We start from the raw sequence: 22,168 nt of genomic DNA, 5'->3' as shown, positions 1-22,168 counted from the left end.
CGGCTCACAGGTCGATGTCGATGTCGATGGAGGTTGCCGGGTCGGCGGCGGCCCGCGCGGCGGTCAGCGCGCCGACCGGTCGGCCCGGGTCGGCCAGCACGGCGTCGAGGAGCTCCAGGTACAGGTCGGCGAAGGCGCGCACCGTCGCCGGCAGGAACAGCCCGGCGTGGTACGCCCAGTGCACGCGCAGCGAGTCGGCCCGCTCGTAGACCTGCATGTCCAGGTCGAACATGGCCTGCCCGGTGGGGGCGATGGCCAGTTCCACCGGTCGGCCGAGGAAGTCGACCCGGGCCACCTCGTCGTGCTGCATCGCGACGAGGGTGTCGAACAGCGGGTGCCGGTGCGGGTCGCGGACCGGCAGCACCGCCTCGACCAGGCTGTCGAACGGGAAGTCCTGGTGGGCGAAGGCGTCCACCACGTCCCGGGCCACCTCGTCGAGCAGCGCCCGGAACGGCGTGTCGGGGCGGACCCGGTGGCGCAGGCAGACGGTGTTGACGAACATGCCCATCGCGGCGTCCAGGCCCGGCGCGCTCCGCCCGGCGACCGGGGTGCCGACGGTGACGTCCGCGCCGCCGGTGGTCACGCCGCCGGAGCCCGCACCGCCGGTGGCCGTCGCGAGGAAGGTCGCGTAGCCGGCGAGCAGCAGTTGGAACAGGGTCACCCCCTCGCAGCGGGCCAGGGCGCGCAGCGCGGCGGTGCGGGCGGCGTCCACCGTGAACTCGACGACCCCGCTGCCGGCGGTCGGCACCGGCCCGTCGCCCGCCGGCCGGTCGGCGTCGGTGGGCAGCCGGGGCGGGGCGGGCGGGTCGGCGAACCGGGCCAGCCACCAGTCGCGCCCCGGCTGCTCCCGCCCGTCGACCCAGGCCGCGTAGTCGGCGTACTGGGCGGGGACGGGCGGCAGGTCCCGGCCGGCGTAGCGGGCGTCGACCTCGCGCAGCAGCAGGGCCAGGGAGAGCCCGTCGGTGACGATGTGGTGCAGCTCCAGGGCCAGCTGCGGCCCGGCCGGGGTGCGCCGCAGCTCGGCGCGCAGCAGCGGCGGGGCGGCCAGGTCGAACGGGCTGACCGGCACCGGGGCGTCGGCGGGGGCGGCCACCTCGGGCAGCTCGAACGTCACCCCCGCCAGCACCCGCTGCACCGGCCGGCCCGCCTCGGTGCCGAACGCGGTGCGCAGGACGTCGTGCCGGGCGATGACGTGCCGGAACGCGCCGGCCAGCCGGCCGGCGTCCACATCGGCCGGCAGCGGGAGCACCAGGGGCAGGTGGTAGGCCACCGACGCCGGGTCGCGGGACTGGGCCAGGTACACCCGCCGCTGCTGCGGCGACAGCGGGTGCGCCACGCCGGCAGCGGCCGGGGGCAGCGGCGCGGCGGCCCGGGACCGGCGGATCTCGTCGGCGAGGGCGGCCACGGTCGGGTGACGCAGCACTGCGGCCAGCGACACCGCCACCCCGAACACCCGCTGGGCCTCCATCGCCAGCCCGGCGGCGGCCAGGGAGTCCCCGCCCGCGGCGTAGAAGTCGTCGAGGACGCCGAGCTTCGGCACCCCGAGCACCCGCTCCCAGACACGCACCAGCGCCCGCTCGGTGTCGTCCCGGGGCGGCAGGTACGCCCCGTACCGGTCGTCGGGGGCGACCAGGTCGGCCGGGTCGAGCGAGTCGACCTGGACGACGTGCCGGGGCAGCTCCGCGTCGGTCAGCTCCGCGGCGAGCTGACCGCGCAGCACCAGCGGGTCGAGGTAGTCCTCGGCGACGACGTACACGCAGCCGTCCTTGACGGCCACCTGGCCGACCTGCGGCCAGAGCCGGGCGAGGGTGTCCACGTCGGGGGTCATCGGGCGGCTCCGATCGCCTCGGCCAGCCCGCGCACGGTCTGGTGCAGGTAGAGGTGGCGGGGGGTGAGGTCGGCCAGACCCTGGTCGCGCAGTTCCCTGAGCAGCCGCAGGGCCAGCAGCGAGTTGCCGCCGAGGTCGAAGAAGTTGTCCTCCGGCCCCACCTCGGTGCCGAGGACCCGCTGCCAGATCGCCCGGATCCGCTCGTCCAGCCCCGCGTCGGCGGCCGGCGCGCAGGCCGGTTCGGCGGGAGCGACCGGGGTCGCGGGGGCGGGCAGCCGGGCGGCGTCGAGCTTGCCGTTGGCGGTCAGCGGCAGCGCGGGCAGCGCGGTGATCGTCGCCGGGACCATGTAGTCGGGCAGCAGCCGGGCAGCCCGGCGGCGCAGCTCGGCCACCGAGCCGGCGGCGTCGGCGAGCACCACGTACGCGTGCAGCCGGGTGTCGGCGGCCTCCGCGCCGGTCTCGACCACCACCGCCACGGCGAGCGCGGCCGGGTCGTCCAGCAGCACCTGGCGGATCTCGTCCAGCTCGATCCGGTAGCCGCGCACCTTCACCTGGTTGTCGAGGCGGCCGAGGTGCTCCAGCCGGCCGTCGGGCAGCAGCCGGCCCCGGTCGCCGCTGCGGTACATCCGACCGCCGGAGAACGGGTCGGGCCGGAACCGCTCGGCGGTCAGCTCCGGGCGGTGCAGGTAGCCGTCGGCCACCCCGGCCCCGCCGACGTGGATCTCCCCCGCCGCGCCCGGGGGCAACAGCCGGCCGGCCGGGTCGAGCACGTACACCCGCCACCCGGGCAGGGCCCGGCCCACCGACCGGCTGCCGGCCAGGGCGAGCCCCCGGTCGAGGGTCTGCGCGGTGACGTGCACGGTGGTCTCGGTGATGCCGAACATGTTCACCACCCGGCAGTCCGGCTCCGGGTGGCGGTCGTACCAGCCGGTGAGCATCCGGGCGTCGAGCGGCTCGCCGCCGAAGACGACCAGCCGCACGGCGAGCGGGTCGGCGGCCCGCCGGTCCACGTCGAGCAGCTGCGCGAACGCCGACGGGGTCTGGTTGAGCACGGTCACCCGCTCGGCGGCGAGCAGGGCATGGAACTCACCCGGGGAGCGCACCACCAGGTGCGGGACGACGACCAGGTGCCCGCCGGTGAGCAGGCAGCCCCAGATCTCCCAGACGGAGAAGTCGAAGGCGCTGGAGTGGAACATGGTCCAGGTGTCGTGCGGGCCGAGCCCGAAGTCGGCGGCGGTGGCGTCGACCAGGGCCAGGACGTTGCGGTGCGGGACCCGCACGCCCTTGGGTCGGCCGGTGGAGCCGGAGGTGTAGATGACGTACGCCGGGTCGTCCGGCCCACCGACGTGCGGCTCCACCGGGCCGGACCCCTCGGCGGTCGGCCCGCCGCCGGTCAGGTCGGCGACGTCGACGCCCCCGGCGCCGATCAGCAGTGCGACGCCGGAGTCCTCGACGGTGTAGCGGATCCGGTCGACCGGGTAGGCCGGGTCGACCGGCACGTACGCGGCCCCGGCGCGGAGCACGCCGAGCAGCACCGCGATCAGGTCGACGGAGCGGTCCAGGCAGACCCCGACCCGGTCGCCGGAGGCGACCCCGCGCGCCGCGAGGGCGCGGGCCACCCGGCGGGCGCGGTCGTCCAGCTCGCCGTACGTCAGCCGCTCGCCGGCGCAGGAGACGGCCGGCGCGTCCGGGTGGGTCGCGGCGTGCCGGGCGATCCGGTCGTGGATGGTGTCCTTCGGGGCGGGCAGCTCGCCGGGGCCCCGGCCCAGGGCGACGATCGCGGCCCGGTCGGCGTCGCCGAGCGGGTCGCAGTCGTCCAGCCGGCGGTCCGGGTCGGCGAGGACCTGCCCGAGGACCCGGACGACCTGGCGGGCGAACGCCTCGACCAGGTCGGCCGCCCACCCGGCCGTGCGGTGGTGGCAGGCGAGGGTGGTGCCGGCCAGGGCCAGGGTGAGCGGCCACACCGGCGCCAGGCAGGGCCGGTACGCGTCGGCGGCGCTGTCCGCGTCGAGCGCGCCCACCTCGACGTCGAGCAGCCCGGCCGGCACCGGGGTCCCGGGGGCCGGCCAGGGCGACCCGGGCCCCGCCGTGGCGAGCAGGTCGCGGGCGTTGCCGTCCATCGGCACCGCGACGACGGTCAGCCGCTCGCCGACGACCGCGCCGACCCGGGGCCGACGCGCCCCCCGGTACCGGGCCAGCACCGCGCCGACGGCGGCGACCAGGGCGGTCAGGTCGGTGCCGGTCGGGACGGCGACGGTGTGCACGGCGGTCCGGTCCACCCCGGGATCGCCGCGCAGCCACCCGGCGTCGCCCGCGTCGTCCGCGTCGCCCACGCCGTCCGCGTCGTCGCCGGCCGACAGCTCAACGGCCGGCGCGTCAACGGCGACGGCGGGATCGGCGATGGTGAGGTCGGCGATGGCGGGGTCGACGATGGTGGGGTCGGTGCCCTGGGTGAATTCGGTGAGCAGGGTGCCGAGGCGGTGCCGGCCGACGGCGTGCCGGCGGGCGACCAGCACCAGGTCGGCGCCGTCGTCGTGACGCAGCAGCACCGCCCGCAGGTCGGGCCCGCCCGCCGGCAGGGGCCGGGCCAGTTCGGCGTCCCGGCGGGTCGACGCGAGCCCCGCCGGGACCCGCTCGACCCACAGCCGCCCCGCGGCCAGCCGGTGCCGCCGGGTGACGGTGGCGAACCGGTCGGCCAGCCGGTCGGAGTCGGCGTCGGCGGCCAGCCGGACGGCCGCCGCGTGGCACAGCCGCGCCGGGTCCGGGTGCTGTGCACTGTGCTGGGCGCTCATCGGGTGGTGAACCCCCCGTCGACGGTGATGACGGCACCGGTGACCTGCGCCGACTCGTCGGAGGCGAGCCAGAGGGCGGCCTGCGCCACCGACCCGGGCTCGATCAGCGCGTTCATCGGCTGGGCCTGCACGAAAGTCTCCTCGTGCTCGGCGACCGGTACCTCCAGCGACCGGGCGATCTCGGCGAGCATCCGGCCCTCCACGTGCGGGTCGTCGCGGACCGAGCCGGGGCACAACGCGTTGACCCGCACCTTCAGCGGGGCGTAGTCGAGCGCGGCGGCGCGGGTCAGCCCGACCAGTCCGTGCTTGGCGGCGACGTAGCCGGCGAAGTGCCGGTAGCCGACCAGGCCGGCGGTGGAGGCGACGTTGACGATGCTGCCGGCGCGCTGCCGGCACATCACCTCGCCGACCGCGCTGATCATCCGCCACGGCCCGGACAGGTCGACGTCCAGCATGAGCTGCCACTCGGCCTCGGTGATCTCGTGGGTCGGCTTGCCCGACGGCGCGGCGATGCCGGCGTTGTTGACCAGCACGTCCACCCGGCCGAACCGGTCCAGGCACAGCGCCACGGCGGCCCGGACGGCGGCGGAGTCCCGCACGTCGGTCCGCACCGGGTACGCGGCCACCCCGTACCCGGCGCACAGGTCGGCGGTGTGCGCGAGCTGGCTGGCCGAGCCGAGCGGGTACGGCACCCCGGGCAGGTCGGCGGCCAGGTCGACGAGGACCACGTCCGCGCCCTGGGCGGCGAACGCGACCGCGCAGGAGCGGCCCAGCCCCCGGGCCGCGCCGGTGACGATGGCGGTCTTGCCGGCCAGCCGGTCGCCGGTGACCACCGGCGCGGGCCGGGTCGGCGCGTCGGTCATCCCGCCAGCTCCCGCCGGACCAGGTCGAGCAGGACCGCCGGGGAGTCGGCCAGGTACATGTGGCCGCCGGGCACCCGCCGCGCGGCGAAGCCGGCCGAGGTGACCCGCTCCCAGCCGATCAGCGCGGCGTCCGCGACGAGGGTGTCCTCCTCGCCGCGCAGCGCGGTGACCGGCACCTCGATCCGCTTGTCGGACGCCGGCCGGTACGTCTCGTGCAGCTCCACGTCGGCGCGCAGCCCGGGCAGCAGCAGCTCCCGCATGTCCGGGTCCTCCAGGGCCGGGTGGGTGTAGCCGGCGAACTCCTCCACCCGGGCGACGAACTCGTCGTCGGGCAGGTCGGCGGCCGTGCGGTCCCGGCCCGACCAGGGATCGGGCGAGCCGCTGACGAACAGGTGCGCCACGGTCACCCCGGCCGTCCCGGTCAGCCGGCGGGTCATCTCGTACGCCAGGACCGCGCCCATGCTGTGCCCGAACAGGGCCACCCGGTCCGCACCGGCGACCAGTTCCAGCACCTCGTCGAGCAGCCCGTCGACGGCCTGCTCCATCCGGCGGTAGGGCTCCTCGACGAACCGCTTCTCCCGCCCCGGCAGCGACACCGGGGCGACCTCCAGCTCGGGCGGGGCGAGGCGACGCCACGGTTGGTACACCGACGGGCCCGCGCCGGCGTACGGGAAGCAGAGCAGTGTCGTGCGGGTCAAGACGACTCCTTGCCGGCGAGGGCGGACCGGACGGCGCGCAGCAGCCCGGCATCGGCCCGGGCGAGCAGGTCGTGCCCGCCGGGAACGGTCAACGTGGTGCAGCCGGCGGTGGTCAGGTCGGCCCAGGCCGCCACCTGCGTCGCCGGCACGTGCGGGTCGGCGTCGCCGACGATCGCGGTGACCGGGACGCCCACCGGGTCCGGGTCGCGCAGCCGGTAGCTGCGGCCCAGCTCGAAGTCGGCGCGGGCCGCCGGCAGCGCCGCCGCGGCCAGCTCCGGGTGCCCGGCGACCGCCGGTGGCATGGTGCCCAGCGCGACCAGCTCGGCGAGGAACGCGGCGTCGTCCACGGCGGACCAGTCCGGCTCGACGCCGGCCCGGTGCGGGGGCACCGCCGAGGAGACCACCAGCAGGTCGGCGGGGCGGTGGCCGCGCCGGGCCAGCCGCCGGACCAGCTCGAACGCCACGTACGCGCCGAGGCAGTCGCCGTAGACGGCGTACGGGCGGTCCAGGTGGGGGGCGAGGGCCGCCTCCAGGGCCTGCACCAGGGGGGTCATCCGGCGGGGCGCCTGCTCGTCGGCCCGTTCCCGCCGGCCCGGGTACTGCACGGCGTTGACCTCGACGGACCGGGGCAGCCCGGCCCGCCAGGTCTCGAACGCCCCCGCGTTGCCGCCCGCGTACGGCAGGCAGAACAGTCGCAGCGCGGGGCGGGGCACCGGCGCGCGGACCACCAGCCAGGGCGTGTGCTCAGCCATGCCGGGCCATCCGGTCGACGAGCGCCCCGAAGTCGTCCAGGGCGACGAACTCGGCCAGGGTCAGGTCGCTGCCGTAGCGCTGCCGCAGCCCGGCGACCAGCCGCAGGGCGCGCAGCGAGTCCCCGCCGGCGGCGGCGAACCCGGTGTCGTCGGAGCGCGGCGATACCCCGACGACCTCCCGCCACAGCCCGGCGACGCGGGCGGACCAGCGGGACCGGGCGTCGGTGGGCACCGCCTCGGTCGACCCGACCGGCGGCAGCGGCGCGGTCGGGTCCGCGGCCAGCAGCCGGGTGAACGTCCCGGCGAGCCGGTCGGCCCAGTCGTCGTCGAAGCGCCGGCCGTCGTACTGGAGGGTGAGGGCGAGCCGGCCGGTGTCCGGGGCCACCTCGACGTCGACGGCGAGGCTGAACGCGACGTCGACGGTGATCCCCCGGCTGGCCACGATCCGGGGGCCGGCGGCGTCGGCGGCGGCGTGGAAGTGGGTGTAGTTGAAGAAGCTGTCGAAGCGGGGGCCGGTGCCGCCGGCCCGGACGATCTCGGCGAGCGGGAACCGGTGGTGGCCCATCAGGGACCGCTCGACGTGCCACGCGTCGCCGGCCAGCTCGGCCAGCGGCCGGTCGCGCAGGGTCGCGGTGACCGGCAGGGTGTTGAGGAACAGCCCGAGGGTGGCGTCGCTGCCCTCGCCCTCGGGCCGGCCGCCGACCACCAGGCCGGAGACCACCTCGTCCCGGCCGGTCGTCTCGCCGAGCGCCCGCAGGTGCACCGCCAGCAGGTACGCCTTCACCGGCACCCCGGCCGCGCGGGCGGCCCCGGTGACCCGGTCGGTGACGGCCGGCTCCAGCGGCACCCGCCGGGTGACGGTGATCCGGGGCGCCGGTCCGCCGAGCAGCAGCGGCGGCGCCGCCCCGGCGCCGTCCAGCCAGAACCGGCGGGCGGCCGGGTCGGCGAGGGCGGCCCGCTCGGCGGCGACGTAGGCGCGGAACGGCAACGTCGCCGGGGCCGGCGCGGACCGGCCGGCGCGGCGTCGGTCGTGGTCGGCCAGCAGGGCCCGGACGAACGCCTCAAGGCTCCAGCCGTCGAGGACGGCGTGGTGCTCGGCGACGACCAGGGTGAACCCGTCGGCCCCCTCGTCGAGGGCGTACAGCCGGACCAGCGGCGGGCGGGCCATGTCGAACGGCCGGGTCCGCTCGGCCTCGACCAGGGCGTCGACCCGGGCCCGCCGGGTCTCCTCGTCGGCCCCGGTCAGGTCCTGCACCGGCACCTCGACCGGCACGTCGGCGTGCACCAGTTGCAGCGGCTCGGCGTACCCGCCGGGGGCGAAGCCGGTGCGCAGCACCGGGTGCGCGGCCACCAGGACGGCGAACGCGGCCCGCAGCGCGTCGGCGTCGAGCGGCGCGTCGACCCGGTGCGCGGTGACGTTGTGGTACGTCGCCGGGTCGCCGGTCAGCTCGCAGTGGTAGAGCATGCCCTGTTGCAGCGCCGTCATCGGGTACGCGTCGACCACCCCGGCCGGCAGCCGGTCCCGGTCGGCGGCGGCCAGCAGCGCGAACGCCTCCGCGTCGGGAGTCTCGGCAGTTGGCTGGCCGGCGGCGTCGCCCGTCCCGGCGTCCGGGTCGGCGAGGCTGATCTCGCCGTGCTCGACCAGCTCCCGGATCGACTGGTGGACGAAGATGTCCCGCAGCCGGAACGACAGGCCCCGCCGGTTGGCCGCGACCTGCATCTGGATGCTGCGGATCGAGTCGCCACCGAGGGCGAAGAAGCTCTCGGTAACCCCGACCGTCGGCACGCCGAGCACCTCCCGCCACGCCTCGACGAGGATCTCCTCGGCGCGGTTGGCAGCGGCCACCTGCGGGCCGGCGGGCCGGCGGCCCAGCTCGGGGGCCGGCAGGGCGGCCCGGTCGAGCTTGCCGTTGCGGGTCAGCGGCAGCGCGTCGAGGACCACCACGGCGGCCGGGACCAGGTGCGCCGGCAGCCGGTCGGCCAGCCACCCGGCGAGCCGGTCCGCCAGCGGCTCGCCGCCGGCCGGTTCGGGGGCGGTGACCACCGGGCGGGGGTCGTCGGCGTACTCGGGGCGCACGGCGTGCAGGGTGTACCGGTCGGTGCCAACGAGCAGGTCGTCCTGGCGGGTGATTACGTCGAAGCCGCGTTCCTCGAAGAAGGCGATCAGCTCGTCGAGGCGGCCCTCGGTGGCGGTGCCGACGCCGTCGTGCACCTCCATCGCGACCTGGGCGACCAGCGGCCAGTGTCGATCGTGCAGGCCGGCGAGCACGTCCGCCTCGGCCCGCTGCACGTCGATCTTGAGCAGGTCGATGCGCTCGGGGGCCACCTCGTCGATCACGTCGGACAGCGGCCGGACGTCCACGGTCAGCGTGTCACCGGCGAACCGCTCCTGGAGCAGCTCGTCGACCCGGTCGAGCAGGGCGTCCCGGTCGGCCTCGCCCCGGTCCCGCTCGTTGGTCAGGAACCGCTTGATGACGGCCCGCTCGGCGTCCGGGTCGGCGTACTCGGCGTGGCCGGACATCATGGCGTAGCCGGGGTAGTAGGTGAAGCTCACCTGCCCGGGGCCGGCGGCGAGCCCGTACGGGTGGACGGTGGCCGGGACCCCGAAGGCGGCCACGTTGCGGCGCAGCGCGTCGGCCACCGACGGCACCGGCTCGAACGCGTGGATGGTGGCGTCCGGGCAGACGGCGTGCGCGAACAGGGAGAACATGCCGATGTTCGCGCCGACGTCGAAGATCGTGGCGCCCTGGCGCAGCACCACCCCGTCGCGCAGGTAGACCTGCTGGACGAAGATCTCGTCGTACAGGTAGCGGGTCTCGTGCGGGTTGATCCCGACGACCCGGTCCACGTCGACCGTCGCGCCCGCCTCGGCCGGGGTGACGTAGCCGACCAGCCGGGCGCCGTGCCCGTCGTCGTCGCGGGCCACCACGGCGGCGTCGGCGACCCCCGGGTGTTGGCGCAGGGCGGCGGCGACCTCCCCCGGTTCGATCCGGAAGCCGTTGACCTTGACCTGGTCGTCGAGCCGGCCCAGGTACGCCAGCCGCCCGTCGGCGTCGAAGCGCACCCGGTCGCCGGTGCGGTAGACCCGTTCGGCGCGCCCCGACGGCAGGGTCACCGTGACGAACCGGCGGGTGGTGGTCTCCGGGTCGCCGAGGTAGCCGTCGGCCAGCTGGGGGCCGCTGAGGCACAGCTCGCCGGCCACCCCGGGCGGCAGCGGGCGGAGCTGCCCGTCGAGCACCCACGCCCCCACCCCGGGCAGCGGCCGGCCGATGGTCGGCGTGGCCCCGGCGGTGATCTCGGCGGCGGTGGCGTCCACCGTGCACTCGGTCGGGCCGTACAGGTTGACCGCGCGCACCCCGGGCAGCCCGGCGAGGGCGTCCCACAGGTCGGGTGCGATCGCCTCGCCGCCGAGCAGCAGCAGCCCCGGCAGCCGGGTCCGGCCGGTGGCCACCCCGTCGGCGGCGAGCAGGATGCGAAGCTGCGACGGGGTCAGGTCGAGCACGTCGACCCGGTTCTCCGCGAGCACGGCGGCCAGCTCGGCGCCGTCGCGGCGGGCCTCCTCCGGCACCAGGTACAGGCTGCGGCCGTGGCCGAGCTGGACGAGCTGCTTGATCGAGGCGTCGAAGGTCAGCGGGGCGTTCACCGCGACCCGGGCCCCGGCCGGGGTGCCGGCGTGCACGGTGCGTTCCAGGGCGTGCGCCAGGTGGGCGGCGGCGCCGTGCGAGACCTGCACCGGGCGCGGGGCCCCGGTGGAGCCGGAGGTGAAGATGACGTACGCCGGGTCGGCCGGCCGGGGGGCGGGCACCGCGGCGGTGGCGGCGGTGGCCGCCAGCTCGGCGACGCCCACGGCCGGCACGTCCCCGACGGCCCGGTCGCCGAGCACCAGGCCGGCGTCGACCGCGCGGACCAGACCGGCGAGCCGCTGCGCCGGGGCGGCCGGGTCCAGCGGCACGTACACCGCGCCGGCCCGCAGCACGCCGAGGAACCCGACGATGGTGTCCCGGGACCGGGTGGCCAGCACGCCGACCCGCCGGCCGCCGTGCAGGCCACGCTCGACCAGGCCGGCGGCCACCCCGGCGGACAGTTCGCGCAGCTCCCCGAAGGTGTACGCCCCGTCGGCGGCGACCACCGCCTCGGCGTCCGGGTCGGCGGCGGCGAGCCCGTCGTCGAGCAGCTCGGCGAGGGTGCGGGTGGGCGCGTCGGACGCGCTGCCGGCGGCCTCGACCAGCCAGCCCGTTTCGGCCGCGCCGAGCAGGGCCAGCGGGGTGCCGTCGGTCAGCGCGCCGGGCAGCGTGCCGAGGACTGCGAGCAGCCCGTCGCGCAGTGCCCGGCCGCCGGTCACCCGCAGGGTCACCACGTCCGGGCCGCACACGGCGGTCAGGTGCGGGCCTGCGGGCGGTGGCGGGACGGCGACATCCACGGCGGTGGCGCCGAGGCCGGCCAGGGTCGACGGGGCGACTGCCGGCACGGCGGCGAAGCCGGCCACCGCGTCGGAGTCGACGCCGACCGGCTCCAGCAGGTGGAACGCCTCCTCGGCCGGGCGCTCCGCGACGCGTACCTCGTCGAGGAGCTGCTTGGGCGCGGCCGGCAGGGGCAGGCCGAGCCGGACCGGCGCGTAGCCGCCCAGCGGCCCGACCACGGCGGCGGTCCCGTCGGCGTGCCGGCCGTCGGTCCACCGGGCGAGCACCAGCTCGGCGTCGTCGGCCCCGGCGGGCGGTTCGGCCCGGCGGGACAGGGTCAGCGCCCACGCGGCGAGCAGCAGGCTGGGCACGCCCACCCCGGCGGCCTCGGCGGCGGCGGCCAGCGGGCCGAGCGGCACGTCCGCCTCCACCGGCCCGTCGGCATCGGCGTCGGCGTCGCCGTGCGGGGCGACCAGCCGGGCGGCCGGCGCGGCGGGGACCGCCGACGGCTGTGCCTCCTGGCGCTCGCCGAGCTGCCACTCGGAGACGTCGAGGAACTGCAACCCGTCCGGGTCGTCGGCGAGGCCCTGCCCGGCGTACGCGGCGGCCAGGTCGGCCAGCACCAGCCGCAGGCTCGCCGGGTCGGCGAGCAGCGGGGTGGCGGCCAGCTCCAGGGTGTCGTCGGTGAGGGTCACCGACAGCTCGCCGGCCGCGCCGACGGTGACCGACCGGGCGTCGTCGACGTCCTGCAACGGCACCCGCAGGCCGGGGTGGTGCACCAGGGTCAGCCGCAGCGCCTCGTGCCGGGCGACCACCGCGTCCACGGCGGCCTGCAGGCGCGCGGCGTCCAGCGGCCGGTCCAGGCGGACCTGGGCCCGGACCAGCTCCCGCGCGCCGGTGTAGGCGAGCCGCTGGACCGGGGAGAGTCGGTAACCGTTCACACCACGCTCCGGTTGACGTAGAGGTCGGACATGGCGACCAGGATCTGCCGGTCGCCGGAGAAGGGCTCCCGGCCATGGGTGGCGAGGAAGTTGTCCACCACCAGCACGTCGCCGCGCTGCCACGGGACGGAGACGGCGTGCTCGCGGTACAGGTCGCGGATGCCGGCGACCACCTCGTCGTCGATCGGGCTGCCGTCGCCGTGGTACGCGTTGCGGGGCAACCCCTCCGGGCCGTACTCGCGCAGCAGGGCGGCGGCGACCTCGGCCGGCAGGTTCGAGGAGTGGAACAGGTGGGCGTGGTTGAACCACACGGTCTCGCCGGTGCGCGGGTGGGTGGCGGTGGCCTGCCGGCGGGCGCGGGTACGCAGCCCGTCGTCGCCGAGCCAGGTGAACTCGGTCGCCGACGCGGCGCAGTACGCCTCCACCTCGGCCCGGTCGGTGGTCTGGAACGCCTCCTGCCAGGGCAGGTCCAGGTGCGGGCCGTAGTTGCGCACGTAACACAGGCCGTCGCGGGTGAACCGCTCGCGCACCTGCGCCGGGATCAGTGGGGTCACCACCCGCTCGCTGGCCAGCGGGGTGGCCCCGCCGTCGCCGGTGGCCGGCTGGGCGCACCAGAAGTACAGGTGGGTGGGCCAGTTGTGCGAGTACGACATCTCGTGGTGCAGCGGAATCCACTGTTCGGCGTTGAACTCGGTGGAGGTGAACACCCGGTCGGCGACCTCATTGCGGGGTGCGGCCCGCTCCAGGTAGCCGAGCAGGTCCGGGGTGACGGCGCGGGCGGCGCGGCTGAAGTCGTCGGGGCTGCCCACCTCGAAGCCGCGGAAGAAGACCGCGCCGTACGAGTCGAGGTCGCGCAGCAGCTCGTCGTGGCGTCCGGCGAGCCAGCCGGCGAGGTCGAGGTCCGGCACGGTTGCCTCGACCAGCAGCACGAACGTGTCGTCGACCAGCACCCGGCGGGTGACCGGCGCGGTGGCGGCGGTGGCTGCGGCGCGGCGGCGCGGTCCCGGCCCGCTCACGACCGGTCCCCCGTCGTCGCCGTGCCCGCCGGGACGGACGCTGCCCCGGGCACGGGGGACGCGGCCTCGGGGGCGGCGAACGGGTCGGACATCGCGGTGAGGATCCGCCGGGGCGGCGTGAACGGCTCCCGGGCGTGCGCGGCGAGCATGTTCTCCACCAGCAGCACGTCCCCGCGCCGCCAGGGGAACGACCGGGTCTCGGCCGCGTACGCGGCGCGCAGCTCGGCGAGCACGTCGTCGCCGATCGGGGTGCCGTCGCCGTACGCGGTCTGGTAGGGCAGGTCCTCCTCGGCGAGCGCCCGGCGCAGCCCGGCGCTGACCTCCTCGGGCAGGGAGGTGACGTGGAAGAACAGCGCGTGGTTGAACCAGGTGCGCTCCCCGGTGACCGGGTGCTCGCGCACCGCCGGGCGGACCTGCCGGGTGCGCAGCTGCTCGTCGCCGACCCACTGCGCCTCGATCGCCGACCGGGCGCAGTACGCCTCCACCTCGGCGCGGCTGTCGGTCTGGAACGCGGTCTGCCAGGACAGGCTGATCCCGGGCAGGTAGTTGCGCTGGTAGCGGACCCCGCCCCGGCGTTCGAACTCCGCGACGGTGGCCGGGCTCAGCCGGGCCAGCACCCGCCGGCTGTCCGCCAGCGGGGTGCGCCCGCCCGCGGCCGGCTCGGTCTCGCAGAAGAACACGATCCGCAGCGGCCAGTTCAGCGTGTACGACTGTTCGTTGTGCAGCACGATCGGCTGGTCGGCGGGGTGCTCGGTGGAGGTGTACACGCCCTCGGTCACCTCGCTGCGCGGCGAGGAGCGTTCGCCGTAGCTGAGCACGTCGCCGGAGAGGGCGGCCATCGCGGTGCGGAAGTCGGCGGCGTCGGCCACGGCGAAGCCCCGGAACAGGACGGCGGCGTGCCGCCGGGCCAGCTCGTCGACGGTGGCCCGGTTGCCGGCCAGCCAGGTCCCCAGGTCCAGGTCGGGCAGGTTGGCCTGGACGAGGACCGGCAGCGGCCCGCCCGGCCAGTCGGGACGCACGTCGACCAGGGCTCGTTCCCGGTTGCGGCGCGGGATCACCGGCGCCACCCGGATCTGCTCAGTCATCTCTCGTTCCCCCAAGGGTCATCGACACACTCGGCGAGGCTGCGCTGCGGATCGGTGGCCGCCCGGCGCAGCACCTCGGTGAAGCGGCGGTGCCATGCGGTGACGCGCCCGCCGTCGAACAGGTCGGTGCGGTAGGTCCAGAGCGCTTCCAGGTCGCCCCGGCGCTCGTCCAGCCAGAGGGTCAGGTCCAGCCGGGCGGCGTCCGGCGCGAGTTCCACCCCGGCGAAGTCCAGCCCCCAGGAGCCGTTCCAGCTCGCCGCCGGGGCGTTCTGCACGCCGAAGGCGACCTGGACGAGAGGGCTGCGGTGCGGGTGGCGGGCCGGTCGCAGCCGCTCCACCACGGCGTCGAACGGCACGTCCTGGCGGGCGGCGGCGGACAGGGCGGCGTCGCGGGCCTCGGCGAGCAGGTCGGCGAAGGATCGGCCCGGCGCGGGACGCAGCCGCAGCGGCATGGTGTTGACGAAGCAGCCGATGCTCCCCTCGGCCGGCACGCTGGTCCGGCCGGCGAAGGCCGTGCCGACGAGCAGGTCGGTGCGCCCGGTCCTCGCGCCGAGCAGGGTGGCGAAGGCGGCCAGGCCGACCATGTAGAGGCTGGCCCGGTGCGCCCGGGCGAGCCGCCGGACGGCGTCGGCGGTGTCGGGGTCGACCGGAACGCGCAGGCTGGCCCCGTCGGGCCGGTCCGTGGCCCCGGCTCCCCGCCCCTCGGTCGGGCCCTCGGTCGGGCGGGCGGTCGGGCCCTCGGTCGGGCGGGCGGCGTCGGGGGTGCGGGCGGCGAGGTCGAGCAGGGTGGGCGCGCCGCGCAGCCCGGCGACGACCTCGTCGAGGGCCCGGCGGCCGGCCGGACCGGCCAGCCAGTCCCGCTGCGCCAGCGCGAAACCGGCCGGGCCGGGCGCGGGGTGGGCGGCCCACGGCGGCCGGGGCCGGGTGACCCGCACGGCCGCCTCACGCTCGCTGTCGTAGCAGCGGCCGAGGTCGCGGACGAGGACGCTGAACGACCAGTCGTCGCAGACGATGTGGTGGGCGACCAGCAGCAGCGCGAAGCGCCGCCGCCCGTCGCCGACCAGGTGGGCGCGCAGCAGCGGCCCCACGGCCAGGTCCATCGGGGTGCGGGCGCTGGTCGCGGCGATCCGGGCGACCCGCTCGGCCAGCGGCACCCCCGGCAGGGGCGCCTCGATAAGCAACTCCACCTGCGGGTCGTCGTGCACCCGCTGGACCGGGCCGGCCGCAGAGCCGGGAAAGACGATGCGCAGCGCGGGGTGCCGGGCGACCACCCGGCGCAGGGCCCGGGCCAGCGCCGCCCGGTCCACCGGCCCGTGCAGCTCGACCACGTAGGACACCAGGTACGAGGTGTCGGTGGGGTCGAGCTGGTGCAGGAACCACAGCCGGCGCTGCGCCGCCGACAGTGGTGCGTCCGCCTCCTCCGCCGTCCCGGCGGTCGGCCCGTCCATGGTGGCGGCAGACCATCCGGTGGTCCCCGGCCCGGCCCCCGTGGACGTCGCCGTGTTCTCTGTGGACACCAGGCCACCCCCCGGATCCCCCGGGCGGCGGGAGGTGGGCGGCCGGGCGGCGAGGTGAGCGGCGAGGGCGGCCACCGTGGGGTGGTCGAAGAGCGCGGCCGGCGGCACCGGGACGCCGATGACGGCGGTGAGCCGGGCCGCGCACCGTACCGCCAGCAGGGAGTCGCCGCCGAGGTCGAAGAAGTCGGCGGCCGGCCCGGTGACCGGCACGCCGAGCACGTCACGCCACACGGCGGCCACCTCGCCGGCCGGGCCGGCGTCGCCCGCGTAGAGATCGGCCGTGGCGGGAGCGGCATCGGGATCAGCCCAGTTCGGCGCGGGCAGGGCCGCCCGGTCGGTCTTGCCGCTCGGCGTGGTGGGCATCCGGTCCAGCCAGACCACCACGGCCGGCACCATGGGGGCGGGCAGCCGCTCGCGCAGCCGGGCCGGCACGTCGTCGCGGCGCTGGCCGACCAGGTAGCCGACCAGCACCGGGTCGCCGCTCGGCCCGGTGCGCACCGCAGCGGCGGCCTCGCGTACGCCGGGCAGGGCGGCGAGGGCGGCGCCGACCTCGCCCAGCTCGATCCGGTGCCCGCGCAGCTTCACCTGGTCGTCGAGGCGGCCGAGGAACTCCAGTTGCCCGTCGGGGCGCAGCCGCACCCGGTCCCCGGTGCGGTACATCCGGTCGCCGGGGCGGAACGGGTCGTCGAGGAAGCGGGCCGCGGTCTCCTCGGGGCGGCCGAGGTAGCCCCGGGCCAGGCCGGCACCGGCGAGGTGCAGCTCGCCGGGGGCGCCGGACGGAACGGGCACGCCGTCGGTGTCGAGCACGTACGTCCGGGTGTGCGGCAGCGGCCGACCGATCGGCGGCACTGTCTCGTCGGCGGCGATCTCCGCCCAGGTCGAGTAGGTGGTGTCCTCGGACGGGCCGTACAGGTTGAGCAGCCGACGTACCCCCGGGCGGGCCAGGACCCGGGCGGCGAGGGCGGCGGTCAGCGGCTCACCGGCCAGGCAGACGGTGCGCACGCCGGCCGGCAGGGCGTCGGCGGCGAGCAGCTCGCTCATCGCCGAGGGGACGGTGTTGACCAGGGTGACCGGCAGCCGGGCGGCGTCCGGGGCGGCGAGCGCGAGGACGGTGTCGACCAGCACGACCCGCCCGCCCCAGCAGAGCGGTCCGAAGATCTCGAAGATCGACAGGTCGAAGCAGACGCTGGTGGCGGCGAGCATGCCGCCGAGTTCCTCGTCGGCGAAGGCGGACCGGATCCAGTGCATCAGCACCGACGCGGAGCGGTGCTCGACGGCCACCCCCTTGGGGCGGCCGGTGGAGCCGGACGTGTAGATCACGTAGGCCAGGTCGGACGGGGCACCGCCGACGTCGGGACGGTCGGCCGGCTGGTCGGCGAGGTCGAGGGCGTCCAGCGGCAGCGCCGCGTCGCCGAACCGGTCGGCGAGGCCGGAGCGGGTGAGCACCACCCGGGCACCCGAGTCCTCGGTCATGAACGCCACCCGGGCCGGCGGGTACGCCGGGTCGAGCGGGACGTACGCCGCGCCGGCCTTGAGCACGGCGAGCAGCGCGACGACCAGGTCGACGTCGCGGGTGAGGCAGACCCCGACCCGGTCCTGCCCGGTGACGCCCCGGGCCAGCAGGACCCGGGCGAGCCGGTTGGCGGACTCGTCGAGTTGACGATAGGTCAGCGAGCGGTCGCGGTGGCGCACCGCCTCCGCGTCGGGGGTTCGTTCCACCTGGGACTCGACCATCCGGTGCAGACAGTCGACGATGACCGGGTTGCCGGAGGCGCGGGGGGTGGTGGACCGGCGGACCGGTCCGGTGGACCGGACGGAGGTGGTCACTCCCGTCCGCGATTCGTCGTACGCATGCAGCCAAACACCGAACGCCCCCAAGGATCGTGACGGTACGTGTGCTTCGGATGACCCCTCGGCAGGTCAGCGCCTTGAGCCCTTCACGCTCTGCTACTTAAAGCGATCAATTGATCGCTCTCCGGTGAGAGGTTCCACGAGCATCGACGGCACTGCCAAGAGCCCTCCCGAAATACGGGACGGTGATGGCGAAACCCGGAACGGGGGTGTTGGGCCGCGAACCCGGGTCGACGATCACCCCCAAGGCGTTCACCAGCGCCGATGCCCGCCCGCGCGAGCCTCCGCCCGCCTCCGCCGGGGCCGCTCCTGTCAGGAAGACGCCATCGGCCGTGGGACCTTGATCACTCGGGCCGGCGGCGTCCCCCGGGGCCGCGACCTGCGGGGAGGGATACGACATGCCGGATACGCCGCCGGGCGCGACGCGGCCACGGTCGGCCTCAGGGCATGGCGGGGACCGGCGGCGCGGCCGTCGGAAAACCTGTCCGGGTCCGATACCCGTCAGGTCGCCGCCGGGGGCGCAACGGTGGTGGACGGGTTGCGCCACTCGTCGGCCAGCACCGACCAGATCTCGATGTCGATGCGCCGGGTGGGCCCCGGGTACACCTGCCGCAGGGTGCCGTCGTGGCGCATGCCGAGTCGCCGGGCCACGGCCAGGCTGCGGACGTTGTCAGCGTTGGTGCGCCACTCCACCCGGTGCATCCCCCGCTGCCCCACCGCCCAGTCGACGACGACGCCGACCGCCCGGGTGACCAGGCCGCGCCCCTCCGCGGCCGGCTCCAGCCAACAGCCCACCTCGCACACCCCGACCGCGGTGTCGAACGCCACGAACATCACCCCGCCGACCAGCACCCCGTCGAGCCAGATCCCCCAGATGCCCCCGGCGTCGCCGGCCCACCGGTCGGCGTAGCGTTGCAGCACCGTGCGGGCCGACGGCAGGTCGGTGGCCACGAAGGACGCGCCCACCCACGGCGCGATGTGCTCCCGGGCCCGGTCCAGGTTGCGCAGGAACTCCTCGGCCCGCCACGGCTCAAGCGGGCGCAGCTCGGCGTCGGCGGTCAGGGCGCGGGCGAACACCGGGCCTCCCGGGGTCGGCGGACGTCAGGGACCCGGCTAGCAGACCACAGACTGATCGCAATCGGCCACCCCGGGACGCGGTGTCGACGCAACCGGCCGGCTCGGAGCCGAGGTGCCGGCTGGCCGGGGTCCGACCCGGAGGCGACCCGCGCCGGGCGGGTGGACCGGGCGGCGCGCCGCCGGCGGGAAGCCGAGCGGGGGTGGACCGGGCAGCCCGGACGTCAGCGGGAAGCCGGGCGGGATGCTCCTATGGATGTCAAGCGGCGAGTTTGAGATCGTTTGAGGTGATGATCTGGTAGAGCTCGCGGGCGATGTAGCGTTTGAGGCAGCGGATGATCTCTTTCTTGGACAGTCCTTCCTTGGTGCGTCGTTCGGCGTAGGCGCGGGTGCGGGGGTCCCAGCGCAGGCGGCAGAGCACGACGCGGTAGAGGACGGCGTTGGCTTGCCGGTCGCCGCCGCGGTTGAGTCGGTGCCGGGTGGTCTTGCCGGATGAGGCGGGGATCGGTGCGACGCCGCAGAGCATGGCAAACGCGGCTTCGGAGGTGAGTCGGTCATGGTTCTCCCCGGCGGTTACCAGCAGTTGGCCGGCGACATCGGCGCCGACGCCGTTGACGGCGACCAGGCCGGGGTTGATGGTGGCGACGAGGGGCTCGAGCAGTTCGTCGAGGTCGGCGATTTCGGTGGACAGCTGCTGGTGGCGGCGGGCCAGGGAACGCAGAGCGACCTTGGCGGCGGTGGCCGGGGTCGCGGCGTCGGTCCGGTCGGGTCGCAGGTTCGCGCAGGTGGCGATCAGCTCTTTGACGGTCAGGCTGCGCAGCCGGGCACGCAGGTCGTCGGGGGCGGTGACGATCAGGGTCTTGATCTGACGCTGGGCGTCGGCGCGCTGGTCGACCGCGCTGCGCCGGGCCACCCGGAGGTTGCGCAGGGCTTCGACGCGGCCGTCGCGCTGCTTGGGGGTGCCGGTCCGGTCGCCGGCCAGGGCGGCCTTGGCCGCTTGGATGGCGTCGATCGGGTCGGACTTGCCCTGGAACCGGCGGGTCTTGCGGTTGGGCCGGTCCACTTCGATCACCGCGACCTGTTCGTGGCGTAGCCGCCGGGCGAGCCCTGCGCCGTAGGCGCCGGTCCCCTCGACACCGACCCGCAGCACCTGGCCGAACTCGCGCATCCAGGTCAGCAGGGCGGTGTATCCGGCCGTCGTGGCGGGGAACTGTTGGGTGCCTAGCACCCGTCCGACCAGGTCGATCACCGCGGCGGTGTGGGTGTCCTGGTGGGTGTCGACGCCACCGGCGACCTCGATCGCAGCGTTGTCGGGTGTAATAGAGGGCATCGTCGTCCTGTCGTTCGTGACCGGGGCAGGGCGGCACGCACCAGCCGGGCAACGCGGACAAGACAGAGATGGGGCCTCTGGCCAGGCTCCTATGAAGTCACAACGCCACGTCCGATGAGTGCACGAGCACCTCCCGACCGAGGCCGACAGATCCCGTTGAGGACCCGAAGTCAGTCAGTCGCTGGGTCAAACCTCGGCGGGAGGTGCTCATGAACATCATCTCTGTCAGTCGCGCAGCAGGTCGGCGTGGGCGGCGCGGAGCCGGGCCAGGGCCGGGTCGCTGCCGGGGACGACCCGGCGGTCGAGCTCGGCCCAGACCTCGGCGAGTGCCGCCGTGACGGCCCGCAGCTCGGCGGCGTGTCGCCGACTGCTCTGCCGGTGCAGCTCGTCGAGGCGGCGGGCCCAACCGGCGGTCACCGTGGCCAGCCGGTCGGCGTCGGCCCGGGCCTGCGCCGCCGAGCGGGCGGCGGAGGCGGGCACGATCGCGGCGATCGGACGGGGGTCGCCGTCGCGGGTGACCAGTGTGACCGTGTCGGTCAGCTCGGCCATCGCGATGACCTGGGTCAGTCGGGTGCGGGCCTCGCGCAACGGCAGGGCACGCGGCGGGGTGGGCTCGTGGGCCAGGGCGTGGGCAGCCATGCCTCCATGCTGACGACGGGGTACGACAATAAATGTTTCCGACCGTCCACGATGGCCGTCGCCGCAGGTCAGGACTCGGCCCGCATCGTCCTGATCCCGGTGCTGAACGTCGCGGTGACGGCGGAGACGGCGACCAGCGCCGGGAAGATCAGCATGGCCGTCCCGCTGGAGAATCGGGCCAGCAGCAGCCCGGCCAGCCCCGGGGCGAGGGCCGCCGCCGAGGTGGCGGCCAGGAACATGACGCTGACCACCCGGCCCTGGAGCCGGTCCGGGGTGATCGCCGCCTGGTAGCCGAACAGGACCGCGTTCACGGTGGGCGCGAGGAGAACCGCTGCGGCCAGCGGCACGGCGGCCAGCACGCTGGTCGGGAACAGGGTGCTGACGGCCATCAGCCCGGCGGTGGCCCAGCACAACACCATGACCAGGGTCGGCAGCCGCAGCCACCGCTGCACCACTGGGGCGGCGAACGCGCCCAGGAACCCGCCCAGGCCGAAGATGGTGCTGGCCACCCCGACCAGAGCCGGCGGGGTCCCGGCCCGCTGCAACGACACGATGATCGCGAAGATCATCCCGGTGAACGCCATGTTGAGCGGGGCGGCGATCACCAGCAGGGCGCGCAGGAACGGGTTGCGCAGCACGAACCGGACGCCCTCGGCCACGGCCGCACCCCCGGACGACGGGGCCTGCTCGCGGGGCTGCTGCATGGGCTCGCGGATGAGCAGGACGGCCAGCAGGGAGAGCAGGTAGGTCACCGCGTTGCCGACGAACGGCAGCGACCGGCCCAGCCCGAACAGCAGGCCGCCCAGCGGCGGGCCGGCGAGCTGGGTGCCGTACGCCCGGGCCTCGTTGCGCGCGACGGCGGTGGAGAGCTGGTCGAGCGGGACCAGGTTGCGCACGGCGGCGTGCTCGGCGGTGCTGAAAACGGCGTTGGCCACCGCGCCGACCACGGCCACCGCCAGGATCATCGCGAGGCTGGCCGCGCCGGCCAGCACCGCCACGCCCAGCGCCGCGTACCCCACGATCCGGACGGCGTCGCAAACCACCATCAGCCGACGCCGGTCGAACCGGTCGGCGAGCACCCCGGCAGGCAGCCGGCAGACCAGGGTGACCAGCAGGCTGGCCGTGCCGACCGCGCCCGCCTGCGCGGCGGACCCGGTCAGGTACAGCACGAGCAGTGGCAGGGCCAGGTTGGACATGGCGGTGCCGAGATCGGACAGGCACTGGCTGACCCAGAGCAGGTTGAACGCGCGGTTGCGCCAGAGGCTCACCGGGCCGACGGCCTCCGGGTCCGTCGGGCGCGCGGTCTGCGCCACCGGGGCGCCCTCGATCATCGGTGGCACCTGTTTCTCCGTCGGGGCGGGGCAGGGTCGCGTCGGCCGACG

13 protein-coding genes and 2 pseudogenes are annotated in these 22,168 nt (G+C 76.0%); all 15 read right to left on the bottom strand.

Features of this window, described 5'->3' with window-relative positions:
• Positions 1-4: 4 nt before the first annotated feature.
• Entirely contained in the window at positions 5-1,828 is a 1,824-nt protein-coding gene (locus tag OG559_RS26745; protein ID WP_405108564.1) for a condensation domain-containing protein, read from the bottom strand.
• Positions 1,825-4,620, bottom strand: coding sequence for an amino acid adenylation domain-containing protein (locus OG559_RS26740; protein WP_405108561.1), 2,796 nt, complete (start codon positions 4,618-4,620; stop codon positions 1,825-1,827). Before OG559_RS26740 ends, OG559_RS26745 begins: the two co-directional genes overlap by 4 nt.
• Complete coding sequence (locus OG559_RS26735) at positions 4,617-5,483, bottom strand: SDR family oxidoreductase (protein WP_396672632.1); 867 nt, start codon at positions 5,481-5,483, stop codon at positions 4,617-4,619. Before OG559_RS26735 ends, OG559_RS26740 begins: the two co-directional genes overlap by 4 nt.
• Positions 5,480-6,181, bottom strand: coding sequence for a thioesterase II family protein (locus tag OG559_RS26730; RefSeq protein ID WP_405108558.1), 702 nt, complete (start codon positions 6,179-6,181; stop codon positions 5,480-5,482). Before OG559_RS26730 ends, OG559_RS26735 begins: the two co-directional genes overlap by 4 nt.
• On the bottom strand, positions 6,178-6,933 hold the full coding sequence (locus tag OG559_RS26725; RefSeq protein WP_405108555.1) for a thioesterase II family protein: 756 nt from the start codon (positions 6,931-6,933) through the stop codon (positions 6,178-6,180). Before OG559_RS26725 ends, OG559_RS26730 begins: the two co-directional genes overlap by 4 nt.
• Entirely contained in the window at positions 6,926-8,779 is a 1,854-nt protein-coding gene (locus OG559_RS26720) for a condensation domain-containing protein (RefSeq protein WP_405116987.1), read from the bottom strand. Before OG559_RS26720 ends, OG559_RS26725 begins: the two co-directional genes overlap by 8 nt.
• A 26-nt stretch (positions 8,780-8,805) precedes the next feature.
• Positions 8,806-8,905: pseudogene (locus OG559_RS26715) on the bottom strand (hypothetical protein); the annotation flags it as partial.
• 174 nt (positions 8,906-9,079) lie between these two features.
• Positions 9,080-11,275 (bottom strand): annotated as a pseudogene (locus tag OG559_RS26710) (amino acid adenylation domain-containing protein); the annotation flags it as partial.
• Between the two features lie 995 nt (positions 11,276-12,270).
• On the bottom strand, positions 12,271-13,290 hold the full coding sequence (locus OG559_RS26705) for a TauD/TfdA family dioxygenase (RefSeq protein ID WP_405108553.1): 1,020 nt from the start codon (positions 13,288-13,290) through the stop codon (positions 12,271-12,273).
• The gene (locus OG559_RS26700; protein ID WP_405108550.1) at positions 13,287-14,375 is read right to left on the bottom strand and encodes a TauD/TfdA family dioxygenase; all 1,089 of its coding nucleotides are present in this window, start codon (positions 14,373-14,375) and stop codon (positions 13,287-13,289) included. The genes OG559_RS26705 and OG559_RS26700 overlap by 4 nt, the downstream gene beginning before the upstream one ends.
• Complete coding sequence (locus OG559_RS26695) at positions 14,372-17,719, bottom strand: amino acid adenylation domain-containing protein (protein ID WP_405108547.1); 3,348 nt, start codon at positions 17,717-17,719, stop codon at positions 14,372-14,374. The genes OG559_RS26700 and OG559_RS26695 overlap by 4 nt, the downstream gene beginning before the upstream one ends.
• 525 nt (positions 17,720-18,244) lie before the next feature.
• Positions 18,245-18,820: a GNAT family N-acetyltransferase gene (locus OG559_RS26690; protein WP_405108544.1), complete on the bottom strand. Its 576-nt coding sequence runs from the start codon at positions 18,818-18,820 to the stop codon at positions 18,245-18,247.
• A 256-nt stretch (positions 18,821-19,076) separates the two neighbouring features.
• Positions 19,077-20,147, bottom strand: a complete 1,071-nt coding sequence (locus OG559_RS26685) for an IS110 family transposase (protein ID WP_405108147.1) — start codon at positions 20,145-20,147, stop codon at positions 19,077-19,079.
• Between the two features lie 225 nt (positions 20,148-20,372).
• On the bottom strand, positions 20,373-20,786 hold the full coding sequence (locus tag OG559_RS26680; RefSeq protein WP_405108541.1) for a type II toxin-antitoxin system Phd/YefM family antitoxin: 414 nt from the start codon (positions 20,784-20,786) through the stop codon (positions 20,373-20,375).
• 68 nt (positions 20,787-20,854) lie between these two features.
• On the bottom strand, positions 20,855-22,117 hold the full coding sequence (locus OG559_RS26675) for an MFS transporter (protein WP_405108538.1): 1,263 nt from the start codon (positions 22,115-22,117) through the stop codon (positions 20,855-20,857).
• Positions 22,118-22,168 lie beyond the last annotated feature (51 nt).

Origin of the sequence: Micromonospora sp. NBC_01405, from assembly GCF_045040155.1 — a bacterium.
Classification (GTDB): Bacteria; Actinomycetota; Actinomycetes; order Mycobacteriales; family Micromonosporaceae; genus Micromonospora.
This window is presented reverse-complemented; position numbering and strand designations above follow the sequence as displayed.